Annotated in this window: 18 protein-coding genes; 10 read left to right on the top strand and 8 right to left on the bottom strand. The window is 68.9% G+C overall.

The genetic code is table 11. The features are described 5' to 3' along the window. From phbB to ACFOM8_RS06425, 3 genes are all read right to left on the bottom strand, one after another. Positions 1 to 726, bottom strand: coding sequence for a beta-ketoacyl-ACP reductase (phbB, locus tag ACFOM8_RS06435; protein WP_377760386.1), 726 nt, complete (start codon positions 724 to 726; stop codon positions 1 to 3). Positions 727 to 812: 86 nt separating this feature from the next. Next, entirely contained in the window at positions 813 to 1,985 is a 1,173-nt protein-coding gene (locus tag ACFOM8_RS06430; protein WP_377760384.1) for an acetyl-CoA C-acetyltransferase, read from the bottom strand. A gap of 99 nt (positions 1,986 to 2,084) precedes the next feature. Continuing rightward, complete coding sequence (locus ACFOM8_RS06425) at positions 2,085 to 2,915, bottom strand: EAL domain-containing protein (RefSeq protein ID WP_377760382.1); 831 nt, start codon at positions 2,913 to 2,915, stop codon at positions 2,085 to 2,087. Between the two features lie 88 nt (positions 2,916 to 3,003). On the opposite strand from ACFOM8_RS06425, the gene ACFOM8_RS06420 reads away from it, so the two are divergent. Beyond that, positions 3,004 to 3,582 carry a DNA-3-methyladenine glycosylase I gene (locus tag ACFOM8_RS06420; RefSeq protein WP_377760381.1) on the top strand — a complete coding sequence of 193 codons (579 nt, stop codon included), beginning with the start codon at positions 3,004 to 3,006 and terminating at the stop codon, positions 3,580 to 3,582. Here the strand turns inward: ACFOM8_RS06420 and ACFOM8_RS06415 are convergent. Next, positions 3,557 to 4,105 carry a TlpA family protein disulfide reductase gene (locus ACFOM8_RS06415; RefSeq protein WP_377760379.1) on the bottom strand — a complete coding sequence of 183 codons (549 nt, stop codon included), beginning with the start codon at positions 4,103 to 4,105 and terminating at the stop codon, positions 3,557 to 3,559. The genes ACFOM8_RS06420 and ACFOM8_RS06415 overlap by 26 nt on opposite strands. Before the next feature lie 23 nt (positions 4,106 to 4,128). Between ACFOM8_RS06415 and argH the strand changes: the two genes are divergently transcribed. Genes argH through ACFOM8_RS06395 form a run of 4 tightly spaced genes read left to right on the top strand, consistent with a single transcriptional unit; the run spans position 4,129 to position 9,477 of the window. Further along, on the top strand, positions 4,129 to 5,532 hold the full coding sequence (gene argH, locus ACFOM8_RS06410) for an argininosuccinate lyase (protein WP_377760377.1): 1,404 nt from the start codon (positions 4,129 to 4,131) through the stop codon (positions 5,530 to 5,532). After that, complete coding sequence (locus tag ACFOM8_RS06405; RefSeq protein WP_377760375.1) at positions 5,529 to 5,678, top strand: hypothetical protein; 150 nt, start codon at positions 5,529 to 5,531, stop codon at positions 5,676 to 5,678. Before argH ends, ACFOM8_RS06405 begins: the two co-directional genes overlap by 4 nt. Beyond that, positions 5,678 to 6,943: a diaminopimelate decarboxylase gene (lysA, locus tag ACFOM8_RS06400; protein ID WP_377760373.1), complete on the top strand. Its 1,266-nt coding sequence runs from the start codon at positions 5,678 to 5,680 to the stop codon at positions 6,941 to 6,943. Before ACFOM8_RS06405 ends, lysA begins: the two co-directional genes overlap by 1 nt. Further along, entirely contained in the window at positions 6,934 to 9,477 is a 2,544-nt protein-coding gene (locus ACFOM8_RS06395) for a DUF4175 domain-containing protein (protein ID WP_377760371.1), read from the top strand. The genes lysA and ACFOM8_RS06395 overlap by 10 nt, the downstream gene beginning before the upstream one ends. On the opposite strand, the gene ACFOM8_RS06390 is transcribed toward ACFOM8_RS06395, so the two are convergent. Next, complete coding sequence (locus ACFOM8_RS06390; RefSeq protein WP_377760369.1) at positions 9,478 to 10,257, bottom strand: zinc-ribbon domain-containing protein; 780 nt, start codon at positions 10,255 to 10,257, stop codon at positions 9,478 to 9,480. It lies immediately after the preceding gene. 106 nt (positions 10,258 to 10,363) lie between these two features. Here ACFOM8_RS06390 and ACFOM8_RS06385 point away from each other — a divergent pair, with 106 nt between their 5' ends. The 3 genes from ACFOM8_RS06385 to ACFOM8_RS06375 are packed head-to-tail and all read left to right on the top strand — an operon-like array spanning position 10,364 to position 12,755. After that, on the top strand, positions 10,364 to 11,035 hold the full coding sequence (locus ACFOM8_RS06385; RefSeq protein ID WP_377760367.1) for a cell division ATP-binding protein FtsE: 672 nt from the start codon (positions 10,364 to 10,366) through the stop codon (positions 11,033 to 11,035). After that, positions 11,035 to 11,958: a cell division protein FtsX gene (locus ACFOM8_RS06380; protein ID WP_377760366.1), complete on the top strand. Its 924-nt coding sequence runs from the start codon at positions 11,035 to 11,037 to the stop codon at positions 11,956 to 11,958. Before ACFOM8_RS06385 ends, ACFOM8_RS06380 begins: the two co-directional genes overlap by 1 nt. Next, positions 11,955 to 12,755: a lysophospholipid acyltransferase family protein gene (locus ACFOM8_RS06375; protein WP_377760364.1), complete on the top strand. Its 801-nt coding sequence runs from the start codon at positions 11,955 to 11,957 to the stop codon at positions 12,753 to 12,755. The genes ACFOM8_RS06380 and ACFOM8_RS06375 overlap by 4 nt, the downstream gene beginning before the upstream one ends. A gap of 7 nt (positions 12,756 to 12,762) precedes the next feature. Here the strand turns inward: ACFOM8_RS06375 and ACFOM8_RS06370 are convergent, their stop codons facing one another. The 3 genes from ACFOM8_RS06370 to ACFOM8_RS06360 all read right to left on the bottom strand — a co-directional run bounded on the left by ACFOM8_RS06370 (position 12,763) and on the right by ACFOM8_RS06360 (position 15,572). After that, positions 12,763 to 13,725, bottom strand: coding sequence for an acetyl-CoA carboxylase carboxyltransferase subunit alpha (locus tag ACFOM8_RS06370; RefSeq protein ID WP_377760362.1), 963 nt, complete (start codon positions 13,723 to 13,725; stop codon positions 12,763 to 12,765). Between the two features lie 129 nt (positions 13,726 to 13,854). Continuing rightward, entirely contained in the window at positions 13,855 to 14,394 is a 540-nt protein-coding gene (locus ACFOM8_RS06365) for a L,D-transpeptidase family protein (protein WP_377760360.1), read from the bottom strand. Then, entirely contained in the window at positions 14,391 to 15,572 is a 1,182-nt protein-coding gene (locus tag ACFOM8_RS06360; RefSeq protein ID WP_377760358.1) for a MalY/PatB family protein, read from the bottom strand. The genes ACFOM8_RS06365 and ACFOM8_RS06360 overlap by 4 nt, the downstream gene beginning before the upstream one ends. A 75-nt stretch (positions 15,573 to 15,647) precedes the next feature. Between ACFOM8_RS06360 and def (ACFOM8_RS06355) the strand changes: the two genes are divergently transcribed. Further along, on the top strand, positions 15,648 to 16,172 hold the full coding sequence (gene def, locus ACFOM8_RS06355; protein ID WP_377760356.1) for a peptide deformylase: 525 nt from the start codon (positions 15,648 to 15,650) through the stop codon (positions 16,170 to 16,172). Further along, positions 16,169 to 16,669, top strand: coding sequence for a peptide deformylase (def, locus tag ACFOM8_RS06350; protein WP_377760355.1), 501 nt, complete (start codon positions 16,169 to 16,171; stop codon positions 16,667 to 16,669). The genes def (ACFOM8_RS06355) and def (ACFOM8_RS06350) overlap by 4 nt, the downstream gene beginning before the upstream one ends. Positions 16,670 to 16,684: the final 15 nt, after the last annotated feature.

Genomic DNA, 16,684 nt, shown 5'->3' with positions numbered 1-16,684 from the left:
TCAGGCGAAATACTGCCCGCCATTGGCGGTGATGGTGGACCCGGTGATGAAGCCCGCCTCGTCGGAGGCCAGGAACACCACGGTGCGCGCGATCTCCTCGGGCTCGCCCAGGCGGCCGACGGGGATCTGCGGGATGATGCGTTCGTTCAGCACCTTTTCGTCGATGGCCTTGACCATCTCGGTCGCGATATAGCCGGGGCAGATCGCGTTCACGGTGATGCCCGCCCGCGCGCCTTCTTGGGCCAGCGCCTTGGTGAAGCCCAGGTCGCCCGCCTTGGCCGCGCTGTAATTCGCCTGGCCCGCCTGGCCCTTTTGCCCGTTGATCGAACTGATGTTGATGATCCGCCCGAACTTGCGGTCGCGCATCCCCGACCAGACCGGATGGGTCATGTTGAAGACGCCGGTCAGGTTGGTGTCGATCACCTCTTTCCACTGCTGGGGCGTCATCTTGTGGAACATCGCGTCCCGCGTGATGCCCGCGTTGTTGACCAGAACGGCGATGGGGCCCAGATCCTCCTCGATCCGCCCGATGCCTGCCGCGCAGGCGTCGTAATCGGCCACCGACCACTTGTAGGTCTTGATCCCGGTTTCCTCGGTAAAGGCCTTCGCGGCATCGTCGTTGCCCGCGTAGGTGGCGGCGACGGTATAGCCGGCCTTTTGAAGCGCCCTGGAGATCGCCGCGCCGATGCCGCGCGACCCGCCGGTGACAAGTGCAACCTTGGACATTGGTCCCCCTCCGTTTTAATGATTGGTCCTGAAATATTGCTACAAGGCAAGAGGGTGGCGCGCAACATCATTGCGCGCCATTTCGCCTACCGCTCGACGCAAAGGGCGACGCCCATGCCGCCGCCGATGCACAGCGTGGCCAAGCCCTTTTTCGCGTCGCGGCGCTTCATCTCGAACAGCAGCGTGTTTAGCACCCGGCAGCCCGAGGCGCCGATGGGATGGCCGATGGCGATGGCGCCGCCGTTCACGTTCACGATGTCCGGGTTCCAGCCCATGTCCTTGTTCACGGCACAGGCCTGGGCGGCAAAAGCCTCGTTGGCCTCGACCAGATCCAGATCCCCGACGGACCAGCCCGCCTTTTCCAGCGCCTTGCGGCTGGCCGGGATCGGGCCGGTGCCCATGATCGCCGGATCAAGCCCCGCTGTGGCCCAGGAGGCGATGCGCGCCAGGGGCGTCAAGCCGCGCCGGTTCGCCTCCTCCTCGGTCATCACCATCACCGCGGCCGCGCCGTCGTTCAGGCCGGACGCGTTGCCCGCCGTGACCGAGCCGTCCTTGGAAAACGCGGGCCGCAGCTTCTGCATCGCGTCGATGGTCGCGCCGTGGCGGATGTATTCGTCCTTGTCCACCACCGTGTCGCCCTTGCGGGTCTTGACCGTGAAGGCCACGATCTCGTCGTCGAAGCGGCCCGCCTTCTGCGCGGCCTCGGCCTTGTTCTGCGAGGCCAGCGCGAATTCGTCCTGCTGGTCGCGGCTGATCTGCCACTTCTGCGCCACGTTTTCCGCCGTGGTGCCCATGTGATAGTTGTTGAACGCGTCCCACAACCCGTCGCGGATCATGGTATCGACCATTTGCATGTCGCCCATCTTCTGCCCCGCGCGCAGATAGGTCGCGTGCATGGACATCGACATGCTTTCTTGGCCGCCCGCCAGCACGACCCTGGAGTCGCCCAGGATCACGTGCTGGGCCGCCAGGGCCACCGCGCGCAGGCCCGACCCGCAGACCTGGTTGATCCCCCAGGCCGCCGATTCCTGCGGCAGCCCTGCCTTGACATGCGCCTGGCGGGCCGGGTTCTGGCCCTGGCCCGCGGTCAGCACCTGACCAAGGATGGTCTCGTCGACCTCGGCGGGATCGATCCCGGCGCGGGCCACGACCTCGGACAGGACGGCAGCGCCCAGGTCATGCGCCGGAATGTTGGCGAACGATCCCATGAAGCTGCCGACGGGGGTTCGGGCGGCGGAAACGATAACGGCTTTGGTCATGATAGTTCCTTCCCTGAAGCCAGATTGCTGGCGAATCGAGGACAGGATGCGGGTTCGTGCCGTCGCGTCAAGCAGATCGGCCGAAAGTCGGGCAGACCGTCACCGCAGCGCGACCGAGGGCGGGGACTTCCACGGCGGCGCGATGGTCGGCGCCCCGAAGTAGTAGCCTTGCAGGCAGTCGATGCCGCTGCCGATCAGGAAGCTGGCGTCGTCGGCGGTTTCCACCATCTCGGCCACGGTGAACATGTCGAAGTGCTGGGCGATCGACATCAGCGCCTGCGTCAGCACCTGATTGTCGGGATGGGTCGAGATTTCGCGGATGAACTGCCCGTCGATCTTGATCATGTCGAAGCAGAAGTCGCGCAGATAGCGGAACGAGGTGTAGCCCGCCCCGAAATCGTCCAGCGCCAGGCTGATGCCGTATCGCTGCACCTCGCGCATGAAGGCCTTGACCTCGTCCGGCAGGCCCATGGCCGAGCTTTCGGTGATTTCCAGGATCAGCCGTTCCGCGGCCTGGGGATCGCTGGCCACGCCTTCGCGCAGGACATGCATCCAGGCGGGATAGCCGATGGACCGCGCCGACATGTTGACCGACAGCCGAAGCGACGGCTCCTCGGACAGGGCCCTGAGCCCCAGCGACAGCGACAGGCAGTCGATCTGCCGCCCGAGTTCGGTGGTTTCGGCCGCCGGCATGAAGTCGCGCAAGGGCACCATGCGGCCCGAATCGTCGATGATGCGGATCAGCCCTTCGTAAAAGGCCGGCCGGTTGGTCCGCTGCGCCTGCACGACGGGCTGGAAGGCCAGCACGCCATTGCCTTTTTCCACCGCAAGCCGGACCGCTGGCAGGGTCAGCCGGCTTTGCTGGTCCATCGCATAATCCAGCGGAGAGCCCTTGGCGGGCGGGTTCGCGTCGGTCACGTCTGCCCTCATTACGCAGGTCAATCACAGGCCGTTATGGCGATCATCGCCTAATTCGCGGTAAACGTGCAGGGATTTCTGGATAAAGGTTTAACGCTTCATGACCGACCGTTGCCCCTGGTGCGGGACCGATCCCCTGTATGTCGCCTATCACGACGCCGAATGGGGCGTGCCGGAGCGCGACGGGCGGGCGTTGTGGGAAAAGTTGGTGCTGGACGGGTTCCAGGCCGGCCTGTCCTGGATCACCATCCTGCGCAAGCGCGAGGCGTTCCGCGCGGAATTCGACGGCTTCGACCCCGAACGGGTGGCCGGATGGGACATGGCGCGGATCGACCGCGCCCTGCGAAACCCCGGCATCGTCCGCCACCGCGGCAAGATCGAATCGGCCGTGCGCGGCGCGCGGCTGTTCCTTGAGATCGAATCGCGGAACGGTTTCGCGCCCTTTCTGTGGTCCTTCGTGGGCGGTCAGCCGATCCAGAACCGCTTCGCCGCGATGGCGCAGGTGCCGACCGCGACCCCCGAATCGGCGGCCATGTCCAGGGCGCTGAAACAGCGCGGCTTCAATTTCTGCGGGCCGGTGATCACCTATGCCTTCATGCAGGCGACGGGCATGGTGAACGATCACATCGTCGGCTGCCACCGCCACGCCGCGCTCAGTCGGCCACAAGCTGCCGGATGACGGCCTTCGCGGGTTCGCTGGTCCAGTCGGCCTCGCCCAGCAGGCGCGCGACCTCGTTGCCGTCGCGGTCGATCAGCACCGTGACGGGCAGGCCGACCACGCCCATGGCCCGGGCCAGCTGCTGGCGCGGGTCCAGCAGGACGGGCAGGTTGCGCAACTTGGTTTCCGTGTAGAACTTGTCGATCTTCTCGGGCGCGTTGCGGCCCGTGGCGATGGGAACGACCGTGAAATCCTCGCCGCCCAATTCGGATTGGAGGGCGTCCAGCGAAGGCATTTCCTCGCGGCAGGGGGCGCACCAGGTGGCCCAGAAGTTCAGCAGCACGACCTTGCCCTTGTAGTCGGCAAGAGCATGGGTGCCGCCTTCGGGGTCGGTGAATTCGATGGCCGGGACGGGCGCTGGTTCCCCGGCGGGAACCAGCTTGGCCAGCCCCGCGTCCCTGGCGGCCTGCCAGTCCACGGGGCCTGCGAAGGCGGCGTTTGCACCGAAAAGCAGTGCCGTATAAAGCAGGGCGGAACGCAGCATGAAGACCTCCGAAGGACGCGCGAATGACCGACCGGCCGCACCAGGATTCCGCCAACAGCATGTGGGGCGGGCGCTTCGCCGCCGGGCCGGACGCCATCATGGAGGCGATCAACGCCTCCATCGGCTTCGACCGGCGGCTTTACGCCCAGGACATCCGTGGCAGCCGGGCCCACGCGGCGATGCTGGCAGCAGCGGGCATCATCAGCGATAGCGATGCGCAGGCGATCAGGGAAGGCCTGCTCACCGTCTTGTCAGAGATCGAGGCGGGCCAGTTCCCCTTCCGCACCGAGCTGGAGGACATCCACATGAACGTCGAGGCGCGGCTAAAGGAGATCATCGGGGAACCGGCGGGCCGCCTGCACACGGGCCGGTCCAGGAACGACCAGGTGGCGACGGACTTCCGCCTGTGGGTGCGCGACCAGTGCGACGCGGCGATCGACGCCTTGCAGGCGCTGATCCGCGCCGCCTTGGGCCAGGCCGAAGCGGGGGCGGATTGGGTGATGCCGGGCTTTACCCATCTGCAAACCGCCCAGCCGGTGACCTGGGGTCATCACATGATGGCCTATGTGGAAATGTTCGGGCGCGACCTGTCGCGCTTTCGGGACGCGCGCAAGCGGATGAACGAATCGCCCCTGGGCGCGGCGGCGCTGGCGGGGACGGGCTATCCCATCGACCGCCACGCCACAGCCGAGGCTCTTGGCTTCGACGCGCCCATGGCCAACAGCCTGGACGCGGTATCAGACCGCGACTTCGCGCTGGAATTCCTGTCGGCGTCCTCGATCTGCGCCGTCCACCTGTCGCGGCTGGCGGAGGAACTGGTGATCTGGTCGTCCGCGCAGTTCCGCTTTGTGTCGATGTCGGACAAGTGGTCCACCGGCTCCTCGATCATGCCGCAGAAGCGCAACCCCGACGCCGCCGAACTGATCCGCGCCAAGATCGGCCGCATCCTGGGGGCCACGGTGGCGCTGTTCACGGTGATGAAGGGCCTGCCCTTGGCCTATTCCAAGGACATGCAGGAGGACAAGGAACAGGTCTTCGACGCCGCCGACAGCCTGATGCTGGCCCTGGCGGCGATGACCGGGATGCTGTCCGACCTGACCGCCAACCGCGACAGGATGGAGGCTGCGGCCTCGGCAGGCTTTTCCACGGCGACGGATCTGGCCGACTGGCTGGTGCGAGAGCTTGGCCTGCCGTTCCGCGATGCCCATCACGTCACCGGATCGCTGGTGGCCCTGGCCGAGCGGAAGGGCTGCGACCTGCCCGACCTGACGCTTGCGGACATGCAGGCGGTCCATGCGGGAATCACCGATGAAGTCTTCGGCGTCTTGGGCGTTCACAACTCGGTCGCCTCGAGGCAAAGCTATGGCGGCACGGCACCCGACCAGGTGCGTGCGCAGATCACCCGCTGGAAAGGGAAACTGGCATGAAACGGATCGCGATCCTGGCGGTTTTGGCCGTGGCGGCCTGCGGCGTCGATGGCCCGCCCGAGCGGCCCGTGGCGCCCAAGACGGCGCCGAAATCCAACGTCTCGATTTCCGGCCACGCCACAATGGGCGTGATCACGGAGCTTTGATGGACCATTTCAACTATCACGACGGAGAGTTGTGCGCCGAGGACGTGCCCTTGTCGCGCATCGCGGCCCAGGTCGGCACGCCGGTCTATGTCTATTCCGCCGCGACCCTGACGCGCCATTTCGGCCTGTTCCGGCAGGCGCTGGATTGGACGGACCACCTGGTCTGCTTCGCCGTCAAGGCCAACAGCAACCTGGCGGTGCTGAAGCTGCTGGGCGATCTGGGCGCGGGAATGGACGTGGTGTCCGGCGGCGAATACGCCCGCGCCAGGGCGGCGGGCGTTCCCGGCGACCGGATCGTCTTTTCCGGCGTGGGCAAGACGGCGGCCGAGATGCGCCAGGCCATCGAGGGCGGCGTCCGCCAAGTCAACCTGGAAAGCGAGCCTGAAATGCGCGCCTTGTCGGCGCTGGCGGCCGGCATGGGCGCCGTGGTGCCGGTGGCGGTCCGGGTGAACCCCGACGTGGATGCGAAAACCCACGAGAAGATCGCGACCGGCAAGTCGGAAAACAAGTTCGGCATCCCCATCGCGCGGGCGCGCGAGGTTTATGCCGAGGCGGCAAGCCTGCCCGGATTGCAGGTCGTCGGCGTGGACGTGCATATCGGCAGCCAGCTGACCGATCTGGATCCCTATCGCGCGGCCTATGCCAAGGTGGCCGACCTGACCCGCGCGCTGCGCGCGGACGGCCACGCGATCACCCGCCTGGATCTGGGCGGCGGTCTGGGCATCCCTTACCGCCGCGACAACAACGCGCCGCCCCTGCCCATCGAGTACGGCCAGGTGATCCGCGAAACGGTGGGCGATCTGGGCTGCGAGATCGAGATCGAGCCGGGCCGCAACATCGTCGGCAATGCCGGGGTGCTGCTGGCGCAGGTGATCTACGTGAAGAAGGGCGAGGGCCGCGATTTTCTGATCGTCGACGCGGCGATGAACGACCTGCTGCGCCCCGCCATGTATGGCGCGCATCACGACATCGTTCCCGTGGCCGAGCCCGAGGTGGGCGCTCCGGTGCGGCCCTTCGACGTGGTGGGGCCGGTCTGCGAATCGGGCGACACCTTCCAGAAGGGCGCCCATCTGCCCGGCATGGCGGCAGGCGACCTGATCGCCTTCCGTTCGGCAGGGGCTTACGGGGCGGTGATGGCCTCGGAATACAATTCCCGGCCCCTGGTGCCCGAGGTTCTGGTCAGCGGCGATCACTTCGCCGTCATCAGGGCGCGACCGACGTTTGAGGAAATGCTGGCCCGGGATAGCATCCCGGAATGGCTTTGACGCGGCGCCCCGACGTGACGTTGCAGCCGGGGGTCTCGGACCCCCGGACCCCCGAGGATATTTCCGCGAAGATGAATGGCCGCGTCGCCCGCGCCCTGCGCCTGACCCGCTGGGGAATGGTGTGGGAACAAGCGGCGCGCGCCTTTTGGCCGCTGGCTACCGTGCTGGCCCTGGTCTTTGCGGCCCTTGCGCTTGGGGCCGTGGCGTCGGTGCCCGGGCCGGTGCTGCCCTGGCTGGCGGGGGCCGTGCTTGTGCTGCTGGTCGGCGTGGCGATCCGGGGCGGCATGCGCTTTCGCCGGGTGCGCATGGCGGATGCGATGGATCGGCTGGACCGCACCCTGCCGGGGCGTCCTTTGGCGGCGCTGTCGGACCGCGCGGCCATCGGCGGCGAAGGGGCCTTGTGGCGGGCGCATCGGATGCAGATGCAGGCGCGCGCGGCCTTTGCGCGGGCGGTCAGGCCGGATGCGGGGCTGACGCGGCGCGATCCCTTTGCCTTGCGCCTGGCGGGGCTGGTGGCTCTTGTCATGGCGTTGGTGTTTGGCGGCGCGGCCCAGATGGGGCAGGGGATCGAGGCCCTGGCGGCGACGGTGTCCCGCCCGATGACCGGCGATGCGGTGCCGGTCGGGCCAAGCTGGGAAGGCTGGGCCGAACCCCCGGCCTATACCCGCCGCCCGACGATCTATCTCAACGCGCTTGCCGAAGGGCAGGGCCTCGAGTTGCCCGAGGGCAGCGCCGTGACGTTCCGGCTGTACGGCAACGGCGCCACGGTCACGCAGGACATCGGCCCGGAAACGGGCGAGGATCCGCAGGCCCCCGGCTTCCGGGCCGAGCAGTCGGGCGCGATCGAGGTCGCCGGGCGGCGCTTCGACGTGACGGTGCTGCCCGACAACGCCCCGGCGATCCGCGCGGGGGCCGCGCCGGTGCGCCGCGCGGACGGCCGGATGGTCCAGGATTTCGAGGCCTCGGACGACCACGGCGTCATGGCGGGTCAGGCGGTGATCGCGCTGGATCTGGCCGCCGTGGACCGACGCTTCGGCCTTTCCATCGACCCCGAGCCGCGCCAGCCCGTGGAACTTGCCTTGCCCCTGCCGCGGGGCGACCGCCACCTGGTCAAGGGCCAGCTGACCGAGGATCTGTCCCGCCACCCCTGGGCCAACCTGCCGGTCAGCGTGTCCCTGCGCGCCGTGGACGGAATCGAGCAGGTGGGCGAGGCCGCGCCCATGCGCACGGTTCTGCCGGGCCGCCGCTTTTTCGATCCCCTGGCCGCCGCGCTGATCGAACTGCGGCGCGACCTGCTGTGGTCGCGCGACAATGCCGGGCGCAGCGCGGAAATCCTGCGCGCCGTGACGTGGCAGCCCCGGGGCTTTGTCGAGCAGCCGCTTTATCTGCAACTGCGCGGCGCCGTGACCCTGCTGGAAGGCGACAGGCTGACGGACAAGGCCCGCGACGATCTGGCCGAGGCGCTGTGGCAGGCCGCGATCCAGCTTGAGGATGGCGGGCTTTCGGATGCGCTGGAGCGGATGCGCCAGGCCCAGCAGAAGCTGTCCGAGGCGATCCGCAACGGCGCCAGCCCCGACGAGATCCAGCGCCTGATGGATGAGCTGAAGGAGGCGACGGACGCCTATACCCGGATGCTGGCGGAGCAAGGGCAGCAGGATCCGGCGGAACGCTTCGCCCAGAACCAGCAGGGCCAGCAGATCACCGGCGACCAGATCCAGCAGATGATGGACGAGATCCAGCGCCTGATGAACGAGGGCCGCATGGCCGAGGCGCAGGAACTGCTGGAGCAGTTCAACCGGATGATGGAGAACCTGCAAGTCAGGCAGGGCCAGGGCGGCGAGGGGCAGGAGGGCAGCAGCGGCAACCAGCCGATGAACCGGCTGGCCGAGACGCTGCGCGAACAGCAGCGCCTGTCGGACGAGGCGTTCCAGGACATGCAGGACCAGTTCGGCCAGGGCCAGATGGGTCAGCCCTCGCCCAATGCCGAAGGCCTGGCCGGGCGTCAGCGCCAGTTGCGCAATGAACTGGGCCAGCAGCAGGGCCTGCTGCCGGGCCAGGGCTCGCCCGGCGGCGACGAGGCGCGGCGGCGGCTGGACGAGGCGGGCCGGGCCATGGAGGACGCCGAACAGGCCCTGCGCGAGGGCGACACGGGCAGCGCCCTTCAGCGTCAGGCGGACGCCATCGAGTCGATGCGCGAGGGGATGCGGGCGCTTGGCGACATGCTGAACCAGCAAAGCCGCGGCCAGCAGGGGCAGCAGGGCCAGCAGCAGGGACAGGAAGGCCGTCAGCCCGGCGGCGGCGACCGCGCCGGTGCCCAGGGACAGGCCTATGACCAGCGGCCCGCGCTGGATCCCCTGGGCCGTCAGCGCGACGGCAACGGCAATGTGATCGCCGGGGGCGACCCGCTGGCCGAGGGCGTCGATCCCGCCCGCCGGGCCCGCGACCTGCTGGACGAAATCCGCCGCCGCAGCGGCCAGCCCGAACGCCCCGATGCGGAACGGGATTATCTGGGCCGGTTGCTGGACCGCTTCTGATCAGCGGATCGGCCCGGCCACGCGGTTCTGCAACCACAGCCGCGCCTCGTCCGCCTGTCCGCGCAACTGCATCAGCCCCTCGCCCAAGGCGCCTTGGCCGGACAAGGCGGGCGCCAGCAGATAAAGCGCCACGCAGGCCGCCGCCAGCAGCGCCGCCAGCCCGAAGCCCGCCGCATAGCCCCCGCGGGCAGGCCGGGATACGGGCGCCGGGGCGGGCGCCGGCGGCGCGGGCTGTTCGGATGCCGCCGCGGGCTTCTCCGGCAGCGGGCTTTCGGCCCGCGGCAGGGGCTTTGCCGGTTGCGCCCCGACAGGCTGAATGGGCTGCACGGGCTGCGCCGGTGCGGCCTGGGAACGGACCGGCGCCCCCTGCGGCCGTGGCAAGGGGGCGGGGTGCCTGATCAGGCCTGCATCTGCATCGACATGGGGTGTGATGGCCGTGGTGACGGTTGTGGCGGGCCATTCGGGATCCGCGGCGCGCGGCGGCGCGGGGGGTGGCGCGGGGGGCAGGGGTGCCCCGCCCTCGGCCGCGCGGGCGCGGCGCTCGTGCTCGACCTCGTCGCGCAGGATGTCCAGCACGGTGTCGGGCAGGCGCCGGCTCAGCCGCGGCGGCTCGTCGCCGGGGGCGGCGGAGGCCGGCGGCTGGCCGGCGGGCCGGGCCGTGGCATACCAGACATTGCCGCAGGCGCTGCATTCGACCTCGCGCCCCTCGGGCGGGATGGCCGTTTCGGGCAGGCGGTATTCCGCGGCGCAACCCGGACAGATCAACCGTATTTCCGCCATCCCGACCCCTCGCATTCGCCTTGTGGCTGTTCTATCAAGCGCGGGACCGGCTTCCAAGCCGGCAGGGCCGGAAAGCAGGCAGGCCCGGTGAACGAGGGGGTGGCGCTTGATCGAGATGCGGGATGTCGGCTTCGGCTATGGGGGGACCGAGCTGTTGTCGGATATGACGCTGACGTTGCAGTCCGGCATGTTCCACTTCCTGACCGGGCCGTCGGGATCGGGCAAGACCACGCTTCTGCGGCTGTGCTATGCCGATCTGCTGCCCACCTCGGGGCAGATGACCGCCTTTGGCGAGGATGTGCGGCAGCTGTCGCGCGACGGCATCGCCGACCTGCGGCGCCGTGTGGGGGTCGTGCATCAGGACACGAAGTTCCTGGACCATCTGCCGGTGGCCGAGAACCTGGCCCTGCCGCTGACGATCTCGGGGCAGGAGGTGGACATGGAGGCGCTGCGCGACCTGCTGGGATGGGTCGGCCTGTCGCAGCACGCCCGCGCCCTGCCGCCGTCCCTGTCCGGGGGCGAGCGGCAGCGCGCGGCCCTGGCGCGCGCGGTGATCCTGTCGCCCGACCTGATCCTGGCGGACGAGCCCACGGGCAACCTGGACTGGGACATGTCCATGCGCCTGATGCAGCTGCTGGTCGAGCTGAACAAGTCGGGCAAGACCGTGCTGGTGGCGACGCATGACCTGAACCTGATCCGTGCCACCAAGGCGCAGGTCGCGGCGCGCGTGCTGCGCATCGCGAACGGGACGTTGCAACTGGCGGGGGCTGATCTGTGATGGCGGCTGATTTTCGGGGACTGAACCTGCGGGCGCTGTGGCAGGGCCTGATCCGCGACGGCGGGCCGGGCGACCGGATCGTGCCGCCCACGGGCTTTACCGCGCAGCTCACGCTGTTCTCGGCCGGCGCCATGGCGTTCCTGGCCGTTTTCGCCCTGGCGCTGGCGCTGGCGACCGGGCGGCTGGCCGAACGCTGGTCCGGCGAGCTGGCGGGGTCGGTGACGGTCCGCGTCAGCGCGCCGGCGGACCAGCAGGCCGCGCAAACCCAGGCCACCATGCAGGTGCTGTCCACGACGCCCGGGGCAGGCCAGCCGCGCCTGCTGCCGCCCGAGGAGGTGGCCGGGCTGCTGACCCCCTGGTTCGGCCCCGACATGCCGGTCGATGCGCTGCCCGTGCCCGCCCTGATCGAGCTTCCGATCGCGGGCGACGACTTCGACGCCGAAGGGTTGCGCCTGCGCCTGGAGGCCGAGGCGCCGGGCGCGGTGCTGGACGATCACACCCAATGGCGCCGTCCGCTGGTAACGGCCGCGAACCGGTTGCGGGTGCTTGGCATCGTGTCGCTGCTGCTGATCGCGGCGGCCTCGGCATCCATGATCACGCTGGCGGCCAAGGCGGCCCTGGCGGCGAACGGGCAGGTGATCCGCGTGCTGCGGCTGATCGGGGCGCGCGACATCACCATCGCCACGGCCTTTGTGCGCCGCTTCACCAAGCGCGCGGCCGTGGGCGCGGCGGTCGGCACGCTGTTCGGCATGGCGGGCATCGCCATGCTGCCGGGCATGGATGCGGCGGGCGGGTTCCTGACGGGGCTTGGCTTTCAGGGTTGGGGCTGGCTGCTGCCGCTGCTGATCCCGGTTGTCGCGGCGGCGGTCGGGTTCTTCGCCACCCGCTGGGCGGCGCTGAAGATGCTGGGGGCCGTGCGATGAGCGACCGGGCGGAAACCGGACGGGCGGCATCGCCCGTGCCCGGCCCGCTGACGCCGTGGCAATATGTCCAGAACGCGCTGTATTACCTGCATGTCGCGCTGGCGACGGTGGTTCTGGGGCTGCTGGGCATCCCCGCCCTGCTGCGGCACGGGCGCGAAGGCGCCAACCGGGTCGCGACGCGCTGGATCGGCTACATGCTCTGGGCCGCGCGCCTGCATCTGGGCGTCACCTGCGAGATCCGCGGCACCCCCCCCACCGAAGACTGCATCGTCGCCGCCAAGCATCAGTGTTTCCTGGACATCCTGGTCATCGCCCATGCGCTCCCCCGCCGCGCCTTCATCATGAAGCGCGAGGTGATGCGCGTGCCGATCATGGGCTGGTATGCCTGGAAGGTCGGCTGCATCCCCATCGACCGCGCCAAGGGCCGAGACGCCATGCGCGCCATCTCGGGCGAGATCAACCGCCGCCTGGCGGGCGAGGGCCTGGGCCAGTTGATCATCTATCCCGAGGGCACCCGCACGAAGCCGGGCGAGCGGCGCCCCTACAAGCACGGTGTCAGCACCATCCGCGCGGGCACCGGCCTGCCGGTGGTGCCGGTCGCGGTGAACACCGGCCTGTTCTGGCCGCGCAAGGGATGGGGCATCCGCCCGGGCCGCGCCGTGGTCGAGTTCCTGCCGGTCGTTCCCGCCGAGGTTCCGCAGGAAGGGTTCATCCCCCGGCTGGAAGCCGAGGTCGAGACCCATTCCGACCGGCTGATGGCCGAGGCGGGGTTCCGCCAGCCGATCTTGGCCGCCTGACCGCCCCTCAGGCGACCAGGCTTTTCGATCCCATGTCCAGGAACTTCTGGCGGCGGTCCCTGATCAGGTCGTCGGGTTTCCTGCCGCTCAGGTCGGCCAGCATGGCGGCGATTTCCTCGCCCACGGCCTTGATCGCGGCGGCGGGGTCGCGCTGCGCGCCGCCCACGGGTTCGGCGATGATGCGGTCGATCACGCCCAGCTTCTTCAGATCCTGCGCGGTCAGGCGCAGCGCCTCGGCGGCCTCGCGCATCCGTTCGGCGTCCTTCCACAGGATCGAGGCGCAGCCTTCGGGCGAGATCACCGAATAGATCGAATGTTCCAGCATGGCGATGCGGTTGGCCGTGGCGAAGGCCACCGCGCCGCCCGAGCCGCCCTCGCCGATGATGACGCTGACCAGGGGCACGCCGATCTCCAGGCATTTCTGGGTGCAGCGGGCGATGGCCTCGGATTGGCCGCGTTCCTCGGCCCCCTTGCCGGGATAGGCGCCGGGGGTGTCCACCAGGGTGATCACCGGCAGCCCGAAGCGGTGCGCCAGATCCATCAGCCGAATCGCCTTGCGGTATCCTTCGGGCCGCGCCATGCCGAAATTGTGGTGGATGCGGGTCTTGGTGTCGTTGCCCTTTTCATGCCCGATCACCACGCAGGGCGCGTCGTTGAAACGGGCAAGGCCGCCCATCACCGCATGGTCGTCGCCAAAAGCCCGGTCGCCCGCCAGGGAGGTGTATTCGGTGAACAGCGTCTCGATGTAGTCGCGGCAATGCGGGCGGTCGGGATGGCGCGCCACCTGCGTCTTGCGCCAGGGATCCAGCGACTTGTAAAGGTCCCGCAGCAGGTCGGCGGATTTGCGGTCCAGCGCCGCCGCCTCTTTCTCCACATCCACGGTGTTTTCGGATTTGCGGCCCAGGGCGCGAAGCTCCTCGGCCTTGCCCTCGATGTCGGCAAGCGGCTTTTCGAAATCCAGATAGACCATGCGGGGTGTGCCTTCGGGTGTGTTCGGGTTTGCGCCCCTATATGATCGCAGGGGCACGGGATTGCAACGGAGGCCGGGGGCGCTTCGCCCCCCGGACCCCCCGAGGGTATTTGAGCAAAGGTGAATGCGCTAGGGCAGGATCTCGACTGTCGTGCCGATGCGGGCGGCGGCGTAGAGTTCGCGGATGTCGCCGTTTGAAACGGCGATGCAGCCCGCGGTCCAGTCGCCCGGCAGGGTTTCGCCATCGGGGCGCAGGTTCGGCTGGCCGTGGATGAAGATGTCGCCTCCGGGATCGACCCCCAGGGCGGCCGCGCGGGCGCGGTCCTGCGGGCGCGGATAGTCCAGCCCAAGGGACAGGTGATAGGCGCTGTCCGGGTTGACCCGGTCGATGGTGAAGCGGCCCTCGGGCGTCTTGCCGTCGCCCTGCCGGCGCTTGTCGCCGGCGGGGGCGAAGCCGAGCGCGATGGGATAGGTCTTCAGCGGCCGGCCATCGCGGAAGGCGGTCATGCTGCGGGCGGATTTGCGGATCACGACATGATCCACCGGGCCGGTCAGCCGCACGGTCGGCGGCGGGACCGGCGTGGGGCGCGGGGGCGCGAGCATGATCCAGGCCGCCGCCAGCAGGCACAGCGCCGTCACGGCGGAGAAAATGCGGGCCAGGCCCTTCATTGCAGGTCGGCGAAGGCGTCTTGCAGGCGGCGGACCGCCTCGGCCACGCGGGCGCGGGGGGTGGCGATGTTGAAGCGCAGGAAGCTTTCGCCCCCGGTGCCGAAGGTCGCGCCGTGGTTTGCGGCGATGCGGGCGGTCTGTTCCACGCGGGCGGTGAATTCGGCGGGCGCCATGCCGGTGGCCGAGAAATCGACCCAGGAAAGATAGGTGGCCTGCAAGGGCATGGACCGCAGCCCGGGAATGGCGCTGATGCCTTTGTCGAACAGCCGCCGGTTGCCGTCGAGATAGTCCGTCAGGGCATCCACCCAAGCCGCGCCTTCGGGCGAATAGGCAGCCGTCACCATGTCCATCCCGAACAGGCCCGGAGAGATGCCGCGCGCCGTCAGCGCGCCCTTGAAGCGGCTCCGCAAGCCTTCGTCGGCGATGATCGCGTTGCCGATATGGGCGCCCGCGATGTTGAAGGTCTTGGTGGCCGCCGTCAGCGTGACCAACCGGTCGGCGATGTCGGGGCAGGCGGCGGCGGTGACGCTGTGGCGGTGGCCGGGCATCACCAGGTCGCAGTGGATCTCGTCCGACACCAGGATCAGGTCGCGGCGGATGCAGACATCGGCGACCTGGCGCAGTTCCTCGGGCGACCAGACGCGGCCGCCGGGATTGTGCGGTGAACAAAGGATCAGCAGTTTCTCGCGCCCGGTCAGGCGGCTTTCCCAGGCCGGCCAGTCCATCCGGTAAAGCCCGTCCTGCTGCGCCAAGGGCAGTTCCACAAGCGCGCGTCCCGATGCGCGGATGACGCGGGCAAAGGCGTGATAAACGGGCGACATCACGATCACCCCGTCGCCGGCTTCGGTATAGGCGTCAAGCGCCATGGCCACGCCGTTGACCAGCCCCGCGCAGGTCAGGATCCAGCCGGGCTGGATGGACCAGCCGTGGCGGTGTTCCATCCACCAGCGGATCGCGTCCAGGTAGGGCCGGTTCGCGCCGGGATAGCCGTAGACGCCATGGGCGGCCAAGGCCTCGACCGCGCGCCGGACGGCGGCGGGAGGGCGGAAGTCCATGTCCGCGACCCACATCGCCAAACCGCCGTCTTGGGGCGACACGCCATAGGTCGCCTGCATGTCGTCCCATTTGGAACACCGGGTGCCCACGCGGTCGATGATCTCGTCGAAGTCAGGGGTCATGTTGCGGCCTGTCGTTGTTTGGTCCTGCATACGCGGCTTGTTGCTTATGGTGAAGCCTTGCCCTACATCGCGGACATGAGCAGCCCGCGCCCCATCCTGATCCATCCCGATCCGCGCCTGAAGAAGGTCTGCGACCCCGTGGCCCGCATCACGCCCGAGGTGGAAACGCTGGCGGCCGATATGCTGGCCACCATGTACGACGCGCCGGGGGTGGGTCTGGCCGCGCCGCAGGTGGGCGTCCTGTCCCGCGTCTTCGTGATGGACGCGACCCGCGACCCCGAGGCCGAGCGCCGTCCCATGGTGCTGGTGAACCCGGAGGTGACCTGGACCTCCGAGGAGTTGAACACCTATGAGGAAGGCTGCCTGTCGATCCCCGACCAATATGCCGACGTGACCCGGCCCAAGCAGGTGCGTCTGCGCTGGCTGGGGCTGGACGGCAAGACGCACGAGCAAGATTTCGACGAGCTGTGGGCCACCTGCGCGCAGCACGAGCTGGACCACCTGAACGGCGTTCTGTTCATCGACCATCTGTCGGCGATCAAGCGGCAGATGATCACCCGCCGCATGGTCAAGCTGAAGCGGGAAAAGGGCCGCGCGTGACAGTCCGCGCCTTTCTGCCCTATTCCGACCGCCGCCTGCACATCCCGGCCGAGCCCGTGGAAGCGGTGACCGAAACCGTTCGCATGATCTGGGACGACATGGTCGACACGATGGAGGCCATGCCCGGCGTGGGCCTGGCCGCGCCGCAGATCGGCATCATGCTGCGGCTGGCGGTGGTTGATGCCTCGGACAGGCGCGGGCAGGCGGTCAGGATGGCGAATCCGCAAGTGCTGCACGCCAGCGTCCAGTTCCGCAGCCACGAGGAAGCCAGCCCCAACCTGCCCGGCGTGTCCGCCCCCGTCAGCCGCCCCAGGGCGGTGACGGTGCGGTTCCTGAACGAGGCCGGCGAGGTGGAGGAGCGCGATTTCGTGGGCCTGTGGGCGACCAGCGTGCAGCATCAGATCGACCATCTGGACGGCCGCATGTATGTCGATCGTCTGTCGCCCCTGCGGCGCAAGATGCTGGTCGCGAAATCGGCCAAGGCAGCGCGGCGGTGAGAGCGCCGGGGGCTG

Source organism: Paracoccus angustae (assembly GCF_042648745.1).
GTDB lineage: Bacteria > Pseudomonadota > Alphaproteobacteria > Rhodobacterales > Rhodobacteraceae > Paracoccus > Paracoccus angustae.
Note: the sequence above shows the minus strand (reverse complement) of the source record. Positions and strands in the feature narration are given on the sequence as shown.

What these genes read in the sequence shown, in the direction of transcription:
- phbB (WP_377760386.1), bottom strand. Translation starts at nt 726, where the DNA reads ATGTCCAAGGTTGCACTTGTCACCGGCGGGTCGCGCGGCATCGGCGCG.
- ACFOM8_RS06430 (WP_377760384.1), bottom strand. Translation starts at nt 1,985, where the DNA reads ATGACCAAAGCCGTTATCGTTTCCGCCGCCCGAACCCCCGTCGGCAGC.
- ACFOM8_RS06425 (WP_377760382.1), bottom strand. Translation starts at nt 2,915, where the DNA reads ATGAGGGCAGACGTGACCGACGCGAACCCGCCCGCCAAGGGCTCTCCG.
- ACFOM8_RS06420 (WP_377760381.1), top strand. Translation starts at nt 3,004, where the DNA reads ATGACCGACCGTTGCCCCTGGTGCGGGACCGATCCCCTGTATGTCGCC.
- ACFOM8_RS06415 (WP_377760379.1), bottom strand. Translation starts at nt 4,105, where the DNA reads ATGCTGCGTTCCGCCCTGCTTTATACGGCACTGCTTTTCGGTGCAAAC.
- argH (WP_377760377.1), top strand. Translation starts at nt 4,129, where the DNA reads ATGACCGACCGGCCGCACCAGGATTCCGCCAACAGCATGTGGGGCGGG.
- ACFOM8_RS06405 (WP_377760375.1), top strand. Translation starts at nt 5,529, where the DNA reads ATGAAACGGATCGCGATCCTGGCGGTTTTGGCCGTGGCGGCCTGCGGC.
- lysA (WP_377760373.1), top strand. Translation starts at nt 5,678, where the DNA reads ATGGACCATTTCAACTATCACGACGGAGAGTTGTGCGCCGAGGACGTG.
- ACFOM8_RS06395 (WP_377760371.1), top strand. Translation starts at nt 6,934, where the DNA reads ATGGCTTTGACGCGGCGCCCCGACGTGACGTTGCAGCCGGGGGTCTCG.
- ACFOM8_RS06390 (WP_377760369.1), bottom strand. Translation starts at nt 10,257, where the DNA reads ATGGCGGAAATACGGTTGATCTGTCCGGGTTGCGCCGCGGAATACCGC.
- ACFOM8_RS06380 (WP_377760366.1), top strand. Translation starts at nt 11,035, where the DNA reads ATGGCGGCTGATTTTCGGGGACTGAACCTGCGGGCGCTGTGGCAGGGC.
- ACFOM8_RS06375 (WP_377760364.1), top strand. Translation starts at nt 11,955, where the DNA reads ATGAGCGACCGGGCGGAAACCGGACGGGCGGCATCGCCCGTGCCCGGC.
- ACFOM8_RS06370 (WP_377760362.1), bottom strand. Translation starts at nt 13,725, where the DNA reads ATGGTCTATCTGGATTTCGAAAAGCCGCTTGCCGACATCGAGGGCAAG.
- ACFOM8_RS06365 (WP_377760360.1), bottom strand. Translation starts at nt 14,394, where the DNA reads ATGAAGGGCCTGGCCCGCATTTTCTCCGCCGTGACGGCGCTGTGCCTG.
- ACFOM8_RS06360 (WP_377760358.1), bottom strand. Translation starts at nt 15,572, where the DNA reads ATGACCCCTGACTTCGACGAGATCATCGACCGCGTGGGCACCCGGTGT.
- def (WP_377760356.1), top strand. Translation starts at nt 15,648, where the DNA reads ATGAGCAGCCCGCGCCCCATCCTGATCCATCCCGATCCGCGCCTGAAG.